General features: G+C 50.9%; 15 protein-coding genes. All 15 read left to right on the top strand.

What is annotated here, in order from left to right; all coding sequences use genetic code 11:
• Positions 1-67: 67 nt before the first annotated feature.
• The 15 genes from uppS (at position 68) to IEY53_RS12840 (ending at position 18,628) form a co-directional block, all read left to right on the top strand.
• Entirely contained in the window at positions 68-835 is a 768-nt protein-coding gene (uppS, locus tag IEY53_RS12910; RefSeq protein WP_189025464.1) for an undecaprenyl pyrophosphate synthase, read from the top strand.
• A gap of 21 nt (positions 836-856) precedes the next feature.
• Complete coding sequence (locus tag IEY53_RS12905) at positions 857-1,660, top strand: phosphatidate cytidylyltransferase (protein WP_189025462.1); 804 nt, start codon at positions 857-859, stop codon at positions 1,658-1,660.
• A 19-nt stretch (positions 1,661-1,679) separates the two neighbouring features.
• Entirely contained in the window at positions 1,680-2,819 is a 1,140-nt protein-coding gene (locus IEY53_RS12900) for a 1-deoxy-D-xylulose-5-phosphate reductoisomerase (RefSeq protein ID WP_189025460.1), read from the top strand.
• Positions 2,820-2,965: 146 nt separating this feature from the next.
• Positions 2,966-4,240 carry an RIP metalloprotease RseP gene (gene rseP, locus IEY53_RS12895; RefSeq protein ID WP_189025458.1) on the top strand — a complete coding sequence of 425 codons (1,275 nt, stop codon included), beginning with the start codon at positions 2,966-2,968 and terminating at the stop codon, positions 4,238-4,240.
• A 34-nt stretch (positions 4,241-4,274) separates the two neighbouring features.
• Positions 4,275-5,723: a proline--tRNA ligase gene (proS, locus tag IEY53_RS12890; protein ID WP_189025456.1), complete on the top strand. Its 1,449-nt coding sequence runs from the start codon at positions 4,275-4,277 to the stop codon at positions 5,721-5,723.
• Positions 5,724-5,931: 208 nt separating this feature from the next.
• The gene (locus IEY53_RS12885; protein ID WP_189025454.1) at positions 5,932-10,257 is read left to right on the top strand and encodes a PolC-type DNA polymerase III; all 4,326 of its coding nucleotides are present in this window, start codon (positions 5,932-5,934) and stop codon (positions 10,255-10,257) included.
• A gap of 185 nt (positions 10,258-10,442) precedes the next feature.
• A complete protein-coding gene (gene rimP / locus IEY53_RS12880; RefSeq protein WP_020434082.1) occupies positions 10,443-10,910 on the top strand; it encodes a ribosome maturation factor RimP in 468 nt (155 codons plus the stop codon).
• 26 nt (positions 10,911-10,936) lie between these two features.
• The gene (gene nusA / locus IEY53_RS12875) at positions 10,937-12,034 is read left to right on the top strand and encodes a transcription termination factor NusA (RefSeq protein ID WP_189025452.1); all 1,098 of its coding nucleotides are present in this window, start codon (positions 10,937-10,939) and stop codon (positions 12,032-12,034) included.
• Positions 12,035-12,061: 27 nt separating this feature from the next.
• Entirely contained in the window at positions 12,062-12,370 is a 309-nt protein-coding gene (rnpM, locus tag IEY53_RS12870; protein WP_019910454.1) for an RNase P modulator RnpM, read from the top strand.
• Positions 12,363-12,686, top strand: coding sequence for a YlxQ family RNA-binding protein (locus IEY53_RS12865; RefSeq protein WP_189025450.1), 324 nt, complete (start codon positions 12,363-12,365; stop codon positions 12,684-12,686). The genes rnpM and IEY53_RS12865 overlap by 8 nt, the downstream gene beginning before the upstream one ends.
• Positions 12,679-15,354, top strand: a complete 2,676-nt coding sequence (gene infB / locus IEY53_RS12860; RefSeq protein ID WP_189025449.1) for a translation initiation factor IF-2 — start codon at positions 12,679-12,681, stop codon at positions 15,352-15,354. Before IEY53_RS12865 ends, infB begins: the two co-directional genes overlap by 8 nt.
• 18 nt (positions 15,355-15,372) lie before the next feature.
• Positions 15,373-15,720 (top strand): 30S ribosome-binding factor RbfA, encoded by a 348-nt coding sequence (gene rbfA, locus IEY53_RS12855; protein ID WP_189025447.1) that lies wholly within the window; start codon positions 15,373-15,375, stop codon positions 15,718-15,720.
• Positions 15,721-15,752: 32 nt separating this feature from the next.
• A complete protein-coding gene (locus IEY53_RS12850; RefSeq protein ID WP_189025445.1) occupies positions 15,753-16,730 on the top strand; it encodes a DHH family phosphoesterase in 978 nt (325 codons plus the stop codon).
• The gene (gene truB, locus IEY53_RS12845) at positions 16,727-17,641 is read left to right on the top strand and encodes a tRNA pseudouridine(55) synthase TruB (protein ID WP_189025443.1); all 915 of its coding nucleotides are present in this window, start codon (positions 16,727-16,729) and stop codon (positions 17,639-17,641) included. Before IEY53_RS12850 ends, truB begins: the two co-directional genes overlap by 4 nt.
• A 39-nt stretch (positions 17,642-17,680) precedes the next feature.
• Positions 17,681-18,628, top strand: coding sequence for a bifunctional riboflavin kinase/FAD synthetase (locus IEY53_RS12840; protein WP_189025441.1), 948 nt, complete (start codon positions 17,681-17,683; stop codon positions 18,626-18,628).
• Positions 18,629-18,674 lie beyond the last annotated feature (46 nt).

The following is an 18,674-nucleotide window of genomic DNA, read 5'->3' as shown; positions in this document are numbered from 1 at the left end:
AGACTAAAAGCCCCTCCGTCATTGGTGGGGTTTGTCTCTTTCTGATAAGAGCTTGGAGGAAACGGAAATGATCAAACGGGTTCAAGCATGGCTGAGCCGTAAAGACGGGCAGCGACCAGTCGAGATTTCACCGGATAACATTCCCCAGCATGTGGCTGTTATTATGGACGGAAACGGGCGCTGGGCCAAACGGCGCGGACTGCCGCGCATTGTCGGCCACCAGAATGGAATGAAGGCGGTAAAGCGTGCCACTATAGCTGCTGATGAGCTTGGTGTGAAGTATTTAACGATGTACGCGTTCTCGACGGAAAACTGGAAACGGCCCAAGGAAGAAGTAGAGTTCCTGATGCGTTTGCCGGAGGAGTTCCTGGCGATTGAACTCGATGAGCTCATTGCCAAGAACGTCCAGGTACGTGTAATGGGGGATACGGATGGGTTGCCTTCTTATACCCGTAGAGCTATGGAAGAGGCTGTAGCCCGGACTGATGGGAATACTGGACTTATACTGAATTTTGCCCTCAATTATGGAGGACGCAAGGAAATAGAAGATTGCATGCGCAGTCTGGGTCAGGAGATTCAGACAGGTGCACTCTCGCCGGAGGACATTACGACAGACCTCATCAATGACCGGCTGCTCTCTGGAGGAATGCCTGATCCTGACCTGCTCATCCGCACCAGCGGTGAAATGAGACTTAGTAATTTTATGTTATGGCAGCTTGCATACAGTGAGCTGTGGTTTACAGATGTGTACTGGCCGGAGTTTGGCAAGGAGCATTTGCTGGAGGCAGTGGCTGAATATCAGCGCCGCACACGCCGTTATGGTGGATTGAAGTAGCCTGATGGGAGATGGAGACCTTTGAAGCAGCGCTTGATTACCGGCATTGTGGCTGGAGTTATATTTTTGGGTTTGTGCTTTTTGGGAGGCTGGCCTTATCAGCTTTTGCTCATGGCAATGGCTCTTATCGGGTACTATGAGTTCATAAAAATGACAGGCACCTCTGCGTTTGGCGGCACTGCTCTCACCGGGTATGCCGCTGTGCTGCTCTTTATGGTACCTTGGGACCTTCTTGGGTTGAATGCCCCGTTGGCCTGGGAACAAGGGATTTGGCTGCTGCTGCTCCTGTTCCTGCTGGTTACAGTGTTTACTAAGAATAAACTGGATATTCGAATAACAGCGCTGCTCTTTACTGGTATCGTATACATAGGAACGGGATTTTCCTATATGGCCGTGACCCGTTCCTCCATGGACGGACAGGGTTTATTCTGGACTTTTCTTCTCCTGTCCTGCATTTGGGGCAGTGATGCCGGAGCTTATTTTGTGGGCAAAAGCTTAGGGAAACACAAGCTATGGCCTGCAATCAGTCCCAACAAAACGGTGGAGGGTGCAGCAGGGGGAGTTCTGATCTCTCTCGTGATTGCTCTAATCTATGCTATTTGTGTTCCTGATCTGCTGACCATCGGGCGAGCGCTGCTTATCGGACTTTCCTGTGCCGTTGTGGGCCAGCTCGGAGATCTTGTACAATCTGCCTATAAACGGGTTTACGGCATTAAGGATTCCGGCTCTCTTTTGCCGGGGCATGGCGGTATTCTGGATCGCTGTGACAGCTGGATCGTCGTATTTCCGTTCGTACATATTGTAATGCTGATGCCTTACTATTAACGAGGGGAGAGGTACAAGCTTGAAAAAAATAAGTATACTTGGCTCAACAGGCTCCATCGGTACGCAAACATTGGATGTGGTGGCCATGCATCCGGAGGCGTTTGAAGTGGAGGGGCTGGCTGCGGGCAGCAATACGAAGCTGCTGCTGGAGCAGGTTCGCAAGTTCAATCCGCGCCGTGTCTCTGTAGCAACGAAGGAGCTCGCCGAAGAAATCAAAAGCAGCTTGCCTGAAGGCGTTAAGCTTTACAGCGGCAAAGAAGGGCTGACAGAGGTAGCTGCCGGAGGTGAGGCGGATACGGTGGTAACCGCCCTGGTAGGCAGTGTGGGCTTGCAGTCTACGCTGGCTGCCCTTGAAGCCGGCAAGCATATCGGACTGGCCAATAAGGAGACGCTGGTCACTGCAGGGCATCTGGTCACGGAACTGGCCGCTCGCAAAGGTGTGAAGCTGCTGCCGGTAGACAGTGAGCATTCCGCTATATTTCAGTGCCTGAACGGGGAAAACCCCAAAGACGTGGCTTCGATTACGCTGACGGCCTCCGGAGGCTCTTTCCGGGATTATACCCGCCAAGAGCTGGAAAATGTGACGGTGGAGCAGGCACTGCGCCATCCAAATTGGAGCATGGGTGCCAAAATCACTATAGATTCTGCTACTATGGTCAATAAGGGACTGGAGGTCATTGAGGCGCGTTGGCTGTTTGACCTCTCCTATGAACAAGTCCATGTGCTTCTTCATCCCGAGAGTATTATTCATTCCTATGTTGAATTCCGGGACAGCAGCATTGTAGCCCAACTCGGAACGCCCGATATGCGTGTTCCCATTCAATATGCCCTGACTTATCCGGATCGCTGGGAATCGCCGGCCAAACGTCTATCCCTCTCGGAAATCGGTAAGTTGACCTTTAAGGAGATGGACTTTGACCGTTTCCCGGCGCTTCGTTTAGCTTTTGAATGCGGCAGAGCGGGCGGCACGGCAACAACCGCCTATAACGCTGCGAATGAGATTGCAGTTGCGCGGTTCCTGCGGGGCGAAATTGCTTTTCTGCACATTGAAGAGATCATTTCCGAAGTTTTGCAGCGTCTGGAGATTGTGGCCTATCCGAATTTGGAGCAAATCGAGCATTGTGACCAAACTACCCGCGAACTTGCTGCCACGTTATAAACCCTTGGTTTTCCTCTTGAAGCCGGAAATAAGCGCCTTGCTCTAAAAATATGCCTGAACAGTTGATTCTCTTGTGCCGCATCGGAGAATAATGATAAATTAAGAGGACATACTTTCCGTTTCACACCAAAAGGGGGTTGTTACGCTTGGAAATGGTTCAGGTCGTTTTCTTAACGGTGCTTATGTTTTTTGTCCTTGTGACCGTACATGAATGGGGACATTATTATTTTGCCAAACGCGCCGGTATTCTGGTAAGAGAATTTGCGATCGGTTTCGGTCCGAAACTGTTTTCTTATAAACATGGTGAAACCCAGTTCACACTTCGTTTACTGCCCTTTGGCGGTTATGCACGTATGGCTGGTGAAGATCCGGAAATGATTGAGATTGGTCCGGGACAGACGATTGCGATCCGGCTCGGCCAGGACAACAAAGTCAAGAATATTTATCTGGATGCGCTCGATACGCGGAGAAATGTGATTCGCGGCGAGGCCCAGCATACGGACCTGGAGAATGCTCTGCAGATTCGGCTGGATGTGGACGGAGAAGTGACTACTTATGAGGTTCACCCGCAGGCGATGATGATTAGTGGTTCGCAGCAGACGCAAATAGCGCCTAAGAACCGTCAGTTTGGCAGCAAAACGGTTGGACAGCGGTCCCTCGCGATCGTGGCTGGTCCGGTCATGAACTTTTTGCTGGCTTTTGTCCTCTTTGCCATTCATTTGCAAATGGTCGGTATTCCCATTGAGAATCCTACCTATGTCAAGATTGGTGAGGTCTCCAAGGGAATGCCTGCAGAGGAGGCCGGACTGCAAAAAGGCGATATTGTAGAGTCCATTAACGGTGAACAGATTGGTGCGGATTATAAAGGAATGGTCGCCTTGATAGCCGCTTCAAAGGGCAAAGAGATGAAGTGGGTCCTCCAGCGCGGCGACCAGACGATTAATGTGACCCTGATTCCCCGCTCCATGGAAGGCGAAGAAGGCGGGAAAGTGGGAATCACCTCGGAGCTCCAGAGCCGCAAGGCTGGCATAGGCGAGACCTTTACGGGGGCCGGCAAGGAGATGGGCAATTGGACAAAGACTATTTTTATCAGTTTCAAGCAGCTCATTAATCAATTTAATATGGATGACATCGGCGGTCCTGTTCGGACGTTCCATATGACCGGGCAAATTGCCAAGCAAGGGATTGAATATTTGACCTATTGGGCCGCTATTCTAAGCCTGTATCTCGGAATCTTTAATCTGCTGCCGGTTCCAGCCCTGGATGGAAGCCGTCTGGCTTTCCTCGGGGTAGAAGCGCTGCGCGGCAAACCTGTCGATCCGAGCCGTGAAGGCATGGTCCACTTTGTTGGCTTTGCCCTGATCTTTTTGCTGATGCTGGTTGTGACTTATAATGATATCTTGCGTTTGATTACCGGATAATTTTCTTTTTTATTAACGGGAGGAATTCAACACAATGGCAAAAGATAAACAATTCGTTACGGAGATTACCCCCCAGAGCGAGGATTTCTCACGCTGGTACATTGATGTTATTAAGAAAGCGGACCTGATGGATTATTCTCCTGTACGGGGTTGTATCGTTTTCAAGCCTGAGGGCTATGAAATATGGGAGCATATCCAGGAGGAAATGAATCGCCGCCTTAAGGAAACCGGACACCGCAACGCTTATTTTCCAGTGTTCATCCCGGAGAGCTTTTTTCAGAAAGAGAAAGATCATATTGAGGGATTTAATCCCGAGCTGCCATGGGTGACTGAAGCGGGTGGTGATGTGCTTGAAGAACGTCTGGCGGTCCGGCCAACCTCGGAGACGATGTTCGGTCATATGTATTCCAAATGGATACAATCCTACCGCGATCTTCCGGTATTGATCAACCAGTGGGCCAACGTGGTCCGTTGGGAGAAGCGTACCCTTCCCTTTATTCGGACAACCGAATTCCTTTGGCAGGAAGGCCATACGGCCCATGAGAATGAACAGGAAGCCCGGGAAGAAACCATGCGGATGCTTGAGAACTACCGCGATTTTGTCGAGTCTTATCTGGCGATTCCGGTCGTTACCGGCCAAAAGACGCCTTCTGAGCGTTTTGCCGGTGCCGTTGATACGTATTCCATTGAAGCCATGATGAAGGATGGGCGTGCAGTACAGGCGGCTACCTCGCATTATCTGGGAACAAAGTTCGCTGAAGCTTTTGAAATTCAGTATTTAAGCCGCGACAATGCACTGGAATACGTGCACACTACGTCCTGGGGTTCGACTACACGCCTCATCGGCTCCTTGATTATGGTGCACGGGGATGACCGCGGTCTGGCTTTGCCGCCCAAAGTAGCTCCAACCCAGGTCATTATGGTGCCAATCGGCCCGCCTAAGACACGTGAAGCTGTAATTGGACGGACAGACGAGCTATTCAAAGATCTGAAGAATGCCGGCGTTCGGGTACGTGTGGATGATCGGGCAGACGTAACGCCAGGTTGGAAGTTTAACGAGTATGAAATGCGCGGCGTTCCGATTCGTCTGGAGTTGGGCCCACGCGATATGGAGAATGGCGTTTGTGTCCTGGTCTCACGGATTTCCGGAGAGAAGAAAATTGTGCAGCAGGAGAACCTTGTTGGAGAAGTTAAGGCTATGCTGGAACAGGTGCACAATGAGATGTATGAACGGGCGCTGAAATTCCGGGAGGATCATTTCTATTCAGTCGACAGCCTGGAGGAAATGAAAGCCTCGATGGAGGACAAGCGCGGGTTTGCCTTGGCAGGCTGGTGCGGTTCCGAAGAATGCGAATCCAAGGTCAAGGAAGAGACAGGTGCCGGCAGCCGGAATATTCCGTTCAACCCTGCCGAAACCAAAACGACCTGCATCTGCTGCGGTAAACCGGCTCAGCATACGGTTGTTTTTGCTAAAGCCTATTAATTTCGAGGTATTGTAACAGCCAACCTAGTATCCAAACTAACTTCTGGCAAAGAGGAAGTCGGCGGGCCGTCCTAACCCAATGCTTTCTTAGCCGGAAGTTTTTTATTATAATATTAACGGCATATGTGTCACAAAAGAATTTGGCAACATCTTCGAGAGACTCCGCGTAGGAGTTCCTCTTATTGCCTAGCAAGATGGGGGAGAAGGCATGGAACAGACTATGGAAAGAAGAAAAAGGTTCGAGCTGCTGATGAAGCAGGGGGAAATACCGCCCGCCATTATTGATCCCTATTTTTTGGACGGGTATATCGAACGTGTGGAGATCAGTCGCGGCAACCGGGACTGGCATATTGTTCTTGTTAAAGATTCACTGGTACCGGCACAGACCTACCGGACCTTTTGTTTGAGAATGCGAGAGAAGCTGCAGCATATTGCCAAAGTAAGCTTCTTGTTCCTATATGATGAGAAAGTAAACAGAGCGGAGCTTGTACAAGAATACTGGGGACTGTTTCTGGAATGGGTGCAGCGGGAAATTCCCTCCGTCAACGGTTGGCTCACCCGCTCCAGTCAGGAGCTCCAGGACAACACGCTGCTGCTCTATGTGAATGATACCATGTCGCTTGAGCTCGCCAAGAAGAAAGGGATCGAGGGCGCAATCATCCGTTTTTATGAGCGTTATTTTGGCCTTTCGCTGAAGGTGAAGCTGCAAATTGCCGAGAACGAGAGCAAAGCCGATGCGTATGAAGAATTCCAGCAAAAGCTGCAGCAGGAGCAGAGGGAGCTGGTAGAAATGATGATGACGGCCAGCGAACCGGATGAGCCTGAAGAGGAGGGGGATCCGAACGAGGTTATCAAGCTGCAGGTGGGCTATGAGATCAAGGAACAGGCCGTCCCTATTATCGAGATTCAGGATGAAGAGAAGAAGATCACCATTCAAGGGACCATCTTTGGACTGGACAGCAAGGAGCTGCGTAACGGCAACACACTGTTCACATTCTGCATCACTGACTTTACCGATTCCCTGCAGATGAAAATGTTTGCCAAAACCAAAGAGGATCTGCGGATTATGGGTCAGTTGGCGAATGGGAAATGGGTAAGAGCGCGGGGCAAGGTGGAGTATGACCGTTTCATGCAGATTCCCGAGCTGGTGATGATCCCTTCGGATTTGACGGAGGTAGGGGCGCCGCCGAGCCGCAAGGATACCGCTCCGAAGAAACGCGTAGAATTCCATCTGCACACTACGATGAGCACCATGGATGCGGTAACGCCAATTGATGCCTATGTCAAAACGGCCGCCAAATGGGGGCATCCGGCGATTGCCGTCACCGATCATGGGGGTGTGCAATGTTACCCCGATGCCGGTCACGCCTCCCATAAGCACAAGATTAAGATGCTTTATGGGGTAGAGGCCAATGTCGTAAATGACTCTGTAAATATTGTGGACAATCCCCAGCCGCTTGATTTGAAGACTGCAACTTATGTAGTCTTCGATATCGAGACCACGGGGTTATCCATCACCCGCAATAATATTACGGAGCTTGCGGCGATCAAGATGTGCGAAGGCAAGGAGCTTGACCGTTATACCACTTTTGTTAATCCGCATGAGAAAATTCCTTACCATATCCAGCAGCTGACCAATATCACGGATGAAATGGTCAAGGATGCGCCCGATCTGGAGCCGGTACTGCATGAATTCGTGAAATTCATTGGAGACAGCATTCTGGTCGCCCATAATGCCAGATTTGATATGGGCTTCATTCAGGCTTCGCTAACCAAATACGGCCTTCCGCAGCTGTCGAACCCTTCACTGGATACGCTGGAGCTTGCGCGGCTGCTGCACCCTACGATGAAGAATCACCGGCTGAACACGCTGGCGGACAAATATAAAGTATTGCTCGAAAGCCATCACCGGGCAGTTGATGATACGATTGCGCTTGGCGGGATCTTGAATGGACTGCTGGCGGATGCGGTCAAGCTCAAAGGGATTACCATGCTGGACCGTTTGAACGATTACGTTGGCAATGATCTGTCCAATGTCCGGCCATTCCATTGCTGCATTTATGCCTTGAATCAAACAGGCAAAAAAAATCTCTACAAGCTGATCTCGATGTCGCATACGGAATATTTCAAACGGGTACCCTGCATTCCAAAATCCAAGCTGGTTGAGCTGCGCGATGGGCTGCTGGTAATATCGGGCTGCGAGCGGGGAGAATTTTTCGAGGCAGTATTGAACAAAACTACTGAGGAAGCGATGGAAGTCGCCGAGTTCTACGATGTGCTGGAAATCCAGCCGATCACGATGTATATGCATCTGGTGGACAAAGGTTTTGTGGCCAGTCCCGAGGAGCTGCGCGCCTCGCTGCGCAAGGTTTGTGAAATTGGCGAGCAGCTCAACAAGCCGGTGATTGCTACAGGTAATGTGCATTATCTCGAACCGCGGGACAAGTTGTACCGGGACATTACGATTAATGGGATTACAGGCTTCAGCCCGCTGAAGGACCAGCGCAAACCCGATGCCCATTTTCGCACCACAGATGAGATGCTTGCCGAATTTGAATTTCTGGGCGCCGAAAAAGCCAAGGAAGTTGTAATTACCAATACGGTGGAGCTGGCCGAACGGTTTGAAGAGATCGAGTTGTTCCCGGACAAGCTGTTCACACCTATTATCGAAGGAGCCGATGAGGAGATCCGGGAGACCTGCTACAATACAGCCAAGTCGATCTATGGCGAAGAGCTGCCTGAAGTGGTCGTGGCCCGCCTGGAGAAGGAATTGGCGCCTATTATCAAGTATGGCTTCTCTGCCAACTATCTGATCTCTGAACGTCTCGTTAAAAAGTCCAACAAGGACGGCTATCTCGTTGGATCACGGGGTTCCGTCGGATCTTCGGTTGTCGCTACCTTTCTGGGCATATCCGAGGTTAATCCGCTGCCGGCGCATTACATTTGCCGTAACCCGGAATGCCGTCACAGCGAATGGTTCCTGGATGGCAGTGTGCCAAGCGGATTTGACCTTCCGGATAAGAACTGTCCGAATTGCGGTGAACAAATGAAAGGGGAAGGCCAAGACATTCCGTTTGAGACCTTCCTTGGTTTTAAAGGCGATAAAGTTCCCGATATCGATTTGAACTTTTCGGGGGAATATCAGCCCCAGGCCCATAATTTTACGAAGACCATGTTTGGTGAGAAAAGCGTCTTTCGTGCCGGTACAATCGGTACTGTTGCGGAGAAGACGGCCTTCGGATTCACCAAAAAATATGAAGAGCATCACCAAAAGCGCTGGCGCGGTGCCGAGGTGGGCCGGCTTGCGGCTGGCTGCACAGGCGTTAAGCGCAGTACCGGCCAGCATCCCGGCGGGATCGTTGTTGTACCGGACTATATGGAAGTAGAGGATATAACACCGGTGCAGTTCCCGGCCGATGATGTCAATGCAGAGTGGAAGACGACGCATTTTGATTATCATGCCTTTGATGCCAACCTGTTGAAGCTTGATATTCTGGGTCACGATGATCCGACTATGATGCGGATGCTGCAAGACTTGACCGGAGTTGATCCCACAACCATTCCCATGAACGACCCGAAAGTAATGAGCATGTTTAACTCGACAGACGCACTGGGAGTCCGTCCGGATCAGATTCGGACGCCGGTTGCCACTTACGGGGTGCCGGAAATGGGAACAAAGTTCGTACGCCAGATGCTGGTTGAAGCCAAACCCTCAAGTTTTGCCGACTTGCTGCAGATTTCGGGACTGTCCCATGGTACCGGCGTTTGGCTCGGCAATGCCCAGGAGCTGATTAAGAACAACACTTGCAACATCAAGACCGTTATCGGCTGCCGGGACGATATCATGCTTTTCCTGATCTATAAAGCGGGTATGGATGCAAGTCTTGCCTTCAAAATTACCGAAAGTGTCCGGAAGGGGAAAGGCCTGCCGCCCGAATGGATCGAGGAAATGAAGAAATGCAAGGTCCCGCAATGGTACATTGATTCCTGTCTGAAAATTCAGTACATGTTTCCGAAGGCGCATGCCGCCGCATATGTTATATCTGCAGTGCGGACCGCCTACTTCAAGCTGTATCACCCGATTGAATATTATGCGACATATTTCTCTGTGCGTGCGGCTGATTTTGACATAGATCTCTGCTGTAAGGGGTATGAAGCCATCGGACGCCAGATCGTGGAGATTGAGCAAAAAGCATTCCAGGCCCTGCCCAAGGAAAAAGCGATGCTTCCTGTACTGGAAATGGCCCTGGAAATGACGGCACGCGGTTTCACGTTCAAGAATATTGACCTGTACCGCTCGGATGCTACCCGGTTCACAGTGGAGGAGAACAGCTTGATTCCTCCGTTCTCGGCGCTTGCGGGAATCGGAGAAAATGCCGCCTATAATATAGCGGCTGCCAAGGATGCCGGAGAGTTTCTCTCCATCGAGGATTTCCAGCAGAAGTCCAAAGCGAGTAAGACGGTGATCGAGCTGCTGAACGGAATGGGCTGTTTCCGCGGGCTGCCGGAGAGCAATCAGCTGTCGCTGTTTTAGGTGTTTTTCTCGTATGAGACCCGCCTCTGAAAGGGGCAGTCAAGGGCCGGCACTTGTCAGTGCCCACGCACTATGGTATAATTTTTTTGGTAATAATGAGATAAGTCCGTTGTGTAAAGAGTGGGGAAACCCACTCTTTATCTTTGGTATATAGCAAAAGACAAGTTCGTGGAGGTTATTATCTTTTGAGCACACCCAAATCCAAAATTAAACAAACGGTAGAGCAGATGCTCGGACCCTATCTTGAGGACAATGGTTTCGAACTGGTGGACGTTGAATACGTGAAAGAGGGCTCCAACTGGTTTCTGCGCATATTCGTAGATAAAGAAGGCGGCATCGATATTGATGACTGCGGAACGATCAGCGAATACTTCAGCCAGAAGCTGGATGAGAACGATCCGATTCCTGAAGCTTATTTCCTTGAGGTTTCGTCGCCCGGAGCGGAGCGTCCGCTCAAGAAAGCTGCGGATGTGGCCAAGGCGGTGGGGAAGGACGTATATGTAACGGTTTATGAGCCGATTCAGGGACTCAAAGAATTTGAAGGCCGTTTGCTCTCGTTCGAGAATGAGGAGCTGCTCATCTCCGCGGGCAAAAAAGAACATGTTGTACCGTATGCCAAAGTCGCCAGTGCGAGATTGGCCATTATTTTTTAATGTCTTGAAAGGGGGACCGGAATTTCATGAGTATGGATTTTATTGAAGCTATGAATGAACTGGAGAGAGAGAAGGGCATCAGCAAGGATGTGCTGTTTGAAGCCATTGAAGCTGCACTGATCTCCAGCTATAAACGCAATTTCAATGCTGCGCAGAATGTGCGTGTGGACATGAACCGCAATACGGGTCTGATCAAAGTATTTGCCCGCAAGCTGGTGGTAGAGGAAGTTCTGGATACCAGAACAGAAATTTCCCTGCCGGCTGCCCGGGAGATTAACCCGCACTTTCAGCTGGAGGATATCGCCGAGCTTGAGGTAACGCCCCGCGATTTTGGGCGGATTGCCGCCCAAACCGCCAAGCAGGTGGTCACACAGCGCATTCGCGAAGCAGAGCGTGGACTCATTTATAACGCTTTTATCGACAAGGAAGAGGATATTGTTACCGGCCTTGTACAACGTCAGGACATGCGCAACATTTACATCGACCTTGGCAAGATTGAAGCGGTTCTGCCGCTCAGTGAACTTATGCCAGGCGAGAAGTTTAAGCAAAGCGAGCGCATCAAGGCTTATATCACCAAAGTCGAGAACACCACCAAAGGGCCGCAGATTATGCTGTCCCGCAGTCATCCCGGATTGCTGAAGCGTTTGTTCGAGCTTGAGGTTCCGGAGATTTTTGACGGTGTGGTAGAGATTCGTTCCGTGGCCCGCGAGGCCGGCTTCCGCTCTAAAATTGCTGTATTTTCCCGCAATCCTGAAGTTGATCCGGTGGGTTCGTGTGTAGGTCCCCGCGGTACGCGTGTTCAGACTATCGTTACCGAGCTGCGCGGCGAGAAGATTGATATCGTCCGCTATTCCGATCTGGTGCAGGAATATGTGGCCAATGCACTTAGCCCTTCCAAAGTGCTTGAAGTTCAAGTCTTTGAAGCGGAAAAAATGGCCCGGGTCATCGTTCCTGATTATCAGCTGTCACTGGCTATCGGCATAAAAGGGCAAAATGCCCGTCTGGCCGCCAAGCTGACCGGCTGGAAAATTGATATCAAGAGCGAAAGCCAGGCCGAGCAGGAGTACGGCAGACCGAGAACCTCCAATGATGAAATGCATCAGGATTCCGTCTCCATTGATTAATTAACCGTCAGGCGGGAGGCGTGTAAGATGAAACAAAGGAAAGTACCTCTCCGCAAATGTGTAGCCAGCCAGGAAATGATGCCGAAGAAAGAACTGATACGGGTCGTCAGAACGCCGGAAGGCGAAGTACTGATTGACCTGACCGGCAAAAAGTCGGGGCGCGGTGCATATATTTGCGGAAAGCTGGAATGCTTCAAGCTGGCACAGAAGAATAAAGCGCTTGACCGTGCACTGAAATGTCAAGTGAGTCCTGAAATCTATGCCCAGCTTGCCCGGGATTTTGCATCCGTGGAGGAGCAGTTTTTGGCAGCAAAGGATAGTGAGGACAATGAGTAAGGCACTTTCTTATTTAGGGCTTGCCATGAGAGCAGGCAAGATTGTCACCGGTGACGAGGCTGTACTCAAGGCAGTGCGGTCTTCAGAAGCGAGGCTGGTCGTTCTGGCAGGTGACGCTTCAGATAATACCCAAAAAAAATTTCGCGATAAATGCGGAACCTACGATATTCCACTGGTAATCGCATTTCACCGGGATGAACTCGGTGCAAGTATTGGTAAGGACCAGCGCGTTGTGCTGGCCGTTACGGATAAAGGATTCGCGGAAATGATCTCCAGAGTGCTTGGAGATACTGTCGGAGGTGGAGTTATTGACTAAAGAAGACAATAAAGATAAACTGCGTGTTTACGAATACGCTAAATCACTGAATATGAGCAGTAAAGAAATTATTACAATTCTGAAGCGTTTGGATGTTCCTGTGAATAACCATATGAGTGTCATGGAGAACAGCTCCGTGAACAAAGTGGAACAGTTCTTCAAGGACATCAAATCAAACGCTGCAGCCAAGCGGGATAGCGGCACCAGCAGCCGTCCGGTCACTACCGGTGCGGTAACAGCCGATGCCCAAAGTGCTCAGAATGCCAACAAAAATCAACCGGAAAAGCAGGTAGGTATGAACAGTAACCAAAACAACAACCAATCGACGACGTCCCCAAGGCCCCAAAGCGGACAAGATTCCCGCAGAACACAAACAGGCACCACACAAAATTCCCGCCCGCAAGGCAGCTCCACAGGCGGCAGCCGTCCGCAAGGCAGCTCCACAGGCGGCAATCGCCCACAAGGCAGCTCCACAGGCGGCAGCCGTCCGCAAGGCAGCTCCACAGGCGGCAACCGTCCGCAAGGCAGCTCCACAGGCGGCAACCGTCCGCAAGGCAGCACTACTGGCGGCAGCCGTCCGCAAGGCAGCTCCACCGGCGGCAGCCGTCCGCAAGGCAGCTCCACCGGCGGCAACCGTCCGCAAGGCAGCACTACTGGCGGCAACCGTCCGCAAGGTACGGCTACAGGCAGCCGCCCGCAAGGCCAAGGCGGAGCACCGCGCACAGGCGATAACCGTCCACAAGGCGGAGGCGATTTCTCCCGTGGCGGTGGTCCAAAGAAGAATACAACAGGCGGAAGACCCAATACCGGCCAAAGACGGTTTGATGACGGCAAAGGCGGCAACTATCGTGGCCGCGGCGGGAAAAACAACCGCGGCAAGAATCAATCCATGGAACGCCGGGAGAAAATTGACAACACCCCTAAGAAAATCATCGTGCGTGGCAGCATGACTGTTGGTGAAACTGCGAAGCTGCTCCATAAGGATGCTTCGGAAGTGATCAAGAAGCTGATCTCCATGGGTGTTATGGCTACCATTAACCAGGAGCTGGATATTGATACCATTTTGTTGCTCTCCGGTGAATTCGGCGTGGAAGTCGAAGTGAAAATTCCGGTGGATGAGGACAGCTTTGAGACTGTAGAAGAAAATGACACCGAAGAGGAATTGCAGGATCGTCCTCCGGTAGTTACAATCATGGGTCACGTTGACCATGGTAAAACGACATTGCTGGATGCCATTCGTTCCACGAATGTGACCGGCGGCGAAGCCGGCGGAATTACACAGCATATCGGTGCATACCAAGTTGAGATTAACCACAAGAAAATCACTTTCCTGGATACACCGGGCCACGAAGCTTTTACAGCTATGCGTGCCCGTGGAGCACAGGTTACGGATATGACAATTATCGTCGTTGCTGCTGATGACGGTGTAATGCCGCAAACGGTTGAAGCCATCAACCATGCCAAGGCTGCAGGACTTCCGATTATCGTAGCGGTCAACAAAATCGACAAGCCGGGTGCAGATCCGGATAGAGTGAAGCAGGAGCTTACCAATTATGAGCTGGTACCGGAAGAGTGGGGCGGCGACACCATTTTCGTGAATCTGTCTGCCAAACAGCGCATCAATCTGGAAGAATTGCTGGAAATGATCCTGCTCGTAGCTGAAGTGAATGAGTACAAGGCGAATCCTGACAAACGGGCGCGCGGTACAGTCATTGAAGCTGAACTTGACAAGAACCGTGGACCTGTTGCACGTATTCTCGTACAGAATGGTACCCTGAAAGTCGGGGATGCATTCGTAGCAGGTAACTGCTTCGGACGTGTACGCGCCATGGTGAATGATAAGGGACGCAAGATTAAAGAAGCAGGTCCGTCTACTCCGGTAGAAATTACCGGTCTGACTGAGGTTCCGCAAGCCGGAGATCCGTTTATGGCCTTCGAAGACGAACGTAAAGCCCGTGCCATTGCGGACAGACGTTCGACTTCCCAGCGTCAATCCGAGCTTAACGTTAATACCCGTGTTACTCTGGATGATCTGTTCCAGCATATCAAGGATGGCGAGATCAAAGACCTGAACGTGATTATCAAAGCCGATGTACAGGGATCCGTCGAAGCGCTTAAAGGCTCTTTGGCCAAGATCGAAGTGGAAGGTGTGCGCGTGAAGATTATTCACAGCGGTGCCGGTGCCATTACGGAATCCGATATTACGCTTGCGGCAGCCTCCAATGCGATCGTGATCGGCTTTAACGTTCGTCCCGATGCGCAGACCAAAGCAGCAGCTGAGCAGGAAAAAGTGGATGTTCGCCTGCATAACATTATCTATAATGTTATTGAGGAAATTGAAAGTGCCATGAAAGGGATGCTTGATCCCATCTATAAAGAAAGCATTATCGGCCACGCCGAAGTGCGCAGTGTCTTCAAAATCAGCAAAGTGGGTACCGTTGCAGGTTGTATGGTTACTTCCGGCAAAATTACCAGAAATGCTGAAATGCGCTTGATCCGCAGCGGCATCGTTGTATTCGAGGGTAAAATTGACACCTTGAAACGCTTTAAAGACGAAGCTAAAGAAGTCGCGCAAGGTTATGAATGCGGCATAACTTTGGAACGCTATAATGAGCTCCAAGAGGGCGACATTATCGAGGCGTTCATTATGGAAACTGTTGAGCGCTAAGCAAAGAGGTGAATTGGAATGTCTAAGATAAGAGCTGGACGTGTTGGTGAACAGATTAAGAAAGAGCTGAGCCAGCTTATCCAAAAGGAACTGAAGGACCCCCGCATTGGCTTTGTTACGGTAACCGGTGTAGATGTGACCAACGATTTGTCACAGGCTAAAGTATACCTTAGCGTCTTCGGGGATGAAGAGCAGAAAACGGACTCGCTAAAGGCTATCGAGAAAGCCAATGGCTTTCTCCGTTCCGAGCTTGGCAAGGCGATCCGCCTCCGGCATACGCCGGAGCTGATCTTCAAGTTTGACGAATCCGTAGCATACGGCAGCCATATTGAGAAGCTGCTGGGTGAACTCGGAAAGAATGAATAGGCAGGTAAGCTTTTTTTAAAAGGAGACGGCGAATGCAGAGCTATGAACAAAGTCTCCAGCAGACCCGTAAGTTTCTGCTGGAACACGACGATTACCTTGTAGTGTCGCATGTTCAGCCGGACGGAGATGCAGTCAGCTCCACCCTCGCGGTGGGCTGGCTTCTCTCATGTCTGGGCAAAAAATATTCGATGCTTAATGAAGGCCCCATCCCCAAACGGATGGAATACTTATGGCACTCGGACGAAATTGTCAACATGGCGGACACTGAAATGTCTGGGACTTTCAAAAATGTCATCTGTGTCGATTGTGCCGATTTCCAGCGGGTAGGTCTGACCCAGCAGTATTTTGCTGAGGATGCGCTTATTCTGAACATAGATCATCATCCAACAAATAACGGCTACGGTTTTGTGAACCTGATTAAGCCGGATGCTGCGGCTACGGCAGAAATTCTGTTCGATCTGCTCCAAACGTTTGATGTTGAGTGGGATGTGGATATAGCCACTGCCATTTACACAGGGCTTCTGACCGATACCGGCGGATTTCGCTATACCAATACTTCACCCAAAGTTATGGCAGCCGTATCCGAGCTGCTGGCCCTTGGGGTGAACGGTCCGGAGCTAGCGGAAACGCTGCTTGAAGAAATGACACTCGCTCAGGTAAAAGTGCTGAACCGGGCATTAAATACCTTGCAGCTGTCCCCTGAAGGCGATATTGCCTATGTTTATGTGACACCGGAGGATATGGCAAACTGCAGTGCCGCCAATGAAGACTTGGAGGGAATCGTCAACTATCCGCGCAATATTCAAGGGGTGGAAGTGGGGATTTTGTTCAAAGTCATTCATGAACATGCGGTTAAAGTCAGCCTGCGTTCCGCAGGCAGAGTAGATGTAGCCGCTCTGGCCCAGACCTTCGGCGGAGGCGGTCATACCCGCGCAGCGGGTGCCCGTATCGAACAGACGCTGGAACAGGTCATTCCACTGGTGCTGGAGGAGGTAAGACGTCATCTATGAGTGAGTACACAGGAGTTCTGGCTGTTTATAAGCCGGCAGGGTTCACTTCCCATGATGTGGTTGCCAAAGCCCGTCGTATTTTGGGCATGAAGCGGATAGGACATACAGGGACTCTTGATCCACAGGTTACAGGCGTCCTGCCGCTTTGTCTGGGGCGGGCCACCCGGGTAGTTGAATACATTCAGGAATTGCCCAAGGAATATGTGGCTACCCTCAGGCTGGGATTATCCAGTGATACGGAGGACCTCACCGGTACCATTACGCAGACGGTAGACGAGGTTCATGTGACAGAAGACGAGATCCGGGCTGTCCTGGCTACATTCAAAGGGGTAATCTCCCAGGTGCCTCCCATGTACTCTGCGGTGAAGGTGGATGGCAAACGTCTATATGAACTCGCCAGAGAAGGCAAAACCGTAGAACGCAAAAGCCGTGAAGTTGAAATTTATGAAATTGAAATGACAGAGATGAAGTGGAGTGGCGCTTACCCTGATATTACCTTCCGGGTGCTTTGTTCCAAAGGGACCTATATCCGCACACTTTGTGTGGATATAGGCCGTGCTTTGGGACTGCCGGGTGTGATGGTTGAACTAACCCGGACCATGTCGGCGGGAATTACAGCCAGCCACTGTCTAACGCTTGAAGAGATCGCTGAGCACAAGGAAGCCGGAACGCTTGAGGCTCATCTCATTGCTGCCGATGCGGCGATTACCCATCTGCCACGGCATACGGTAATGGATGACAAGCGGAAAGCTGCATTGCAGGGCCAGCGCTTGTCCTTGCGTTATGTGGCGCCTGAAGTGAAGGAAAGCGGTCATTTCCGGTTGTACGATGCTCAGGATGAATTTCTGGGCATATATGCCCGGGATGAATCCGGGGCAATTACCCCGGTCAAAGTGTTTGCGCAAGTGTAGTCCATAACTAACCCAAGTGAATTGTAGGTGGAAAACAGGGTGAGAACCGTAACGTTAACCTATCCCGTGCCGCCGGAGACAGCGGCAGAATGGGCACAGCCGCAAGTGGTTGCTCTGGGCCAGTTCGACGGCCTGCACCGTGGACATGCCAGTGTTATTACTTCTGCTGTAGCGCTGGCCCGCAAAGAAGGCGTACCGGCTGCAGTGATGACCTTTCATCCCCATCCGAAGGATGTGATGGGCAAAGGTGATTATGAAGGATATTTGACGCCTCAGCCAGACAAGCAGGAGCTGCTCGCCGGTATGGGTGTTGATATTTTGTATATTGTTGAATTTAATGAGCAGCTTTCCAGAGTGAGTCCGCAAAATTTCGTCTCCGTAATGCTGTTGCCGCTGCAGGTTGTAACGGCTGTCGTCGGATTTGATTTCCGCTTTGGTTATCAGGGCGAAGGCGATGCAGACATGCTCCGGGCACTGGGGCAAGGCGTTATGAATGTGGAGACCGTTCCTCCCTTCCTGATTGATGGAGTGAAGGTGAGCAGCTCGGGCATTCGTAAAAGTCTGCAAAATGGAGAGCTGGCAACCGCCAACGACTGGTTTGGCCGCTGCTATCATCTGCGCGGTACGGTAGGGCATGGAGAGAAGCGGGGACGGACCATTGGTTTTCCCACGGCAAACCTTCAGCTTGAAGAACATTTTGTCGTTCCCGCCAAAGGTGTATATGCAGTCAGAGTATTTTTTAACAATACATTGCTGTTTGGCGTAATGAATGTTGGCGTTAAGCCTACCTTTCATGAAGGAATGATTGCCCCCAGCTTTGAGGTGCATGTATTCGACTTTGAGGGGGATTTGTATGACAAGGAGCTTAAAGTTGAACTTGTGGCTTACATTCGTCCCGAGCGCAAATTTGAATCCATACAGGCCCTGATTGCCCAAATTGGCGATGATGCGGAAACGGCCAAAAAGCTTCTGGGCACTAATTCATAAAGGGCGTCTGACAAGCCGTTTACTTTTATCCCCGAAGATGCTATAC

Origin of the sequence: Paenibacillus albidus, from assembly GCF_014644435.1 — a bacterium.
GTDB lineage: Bacteria > Bacillota > Bacilli > Paenibacillales > Paenibacillaceae > Paenibacillus_AQ > Paenibacillus_AQ albidus.
The sequence above is the reverse complement of the archived record's forward strand: the minus strand, read 5'-3'. Positions and strand labels throughout refer to the sequence as shown.

Coding starts and splice junctions, on each gene's coding strand:
- rbfA (WP_189025447.1), top strand. CDS start 15,373: ATGTCTAAGATAAGAGCTGGACGTGTTGGTGAACAGATTAAGAAAGAG.
- IEY53_RS12885 (WP_189025454.1), top strand. CDS start 5,932: ATGGAACAGACTATGGAAAGAAGAAAAAGGTTCGAGCTGCTGATGAAG.
- IEY53_RS12850 (WP_189025445.1), top strand. CDS start 15,753: ATGCAGAGCTATGAACAAAGTCTCCAGCAGACCCGTAAGTTTCTGCTG.
- IEY53_RS12865 (WP_189025450.1), top strand. CDS start 12,363: ATGAGTAAGGCACTTTCTTATTTAGGGCTTGCCATGAGAGCAGGCAAG.
- rnpM (WP_019910454.1), top strand. CDS start 12,062: ATGAAACAAAGGAAAGTACCTCTCCGCAAATGTGTAGCCAGCCAGGAA.
- proS (WP_189025456.1), top strand. CDS start 4,275: ATGGCAAAAGATAAACAATTCGTTACGGAGATTACCCCCCAGAGCGAG.
- truB (WP_189025443.1), top strand. CDS start 16,727: ATGAGTGAGTACACAGGAGTTCTGGCTGTTTATAAGCCGGCAGGGTTC.
- nusA (WP_189025452.1), top strand. CDS start 10,937: ATGAGTATGGATTTTATTGAAGCTATGAATGAACTGGAGAGAGAGAAG.
- uppS (WP_189025464.1), top strand. CDS start 68: ATGATCAAACGGGTTCAAGCATGGCTGAGCCGTAAAGACGGGCAGCGA.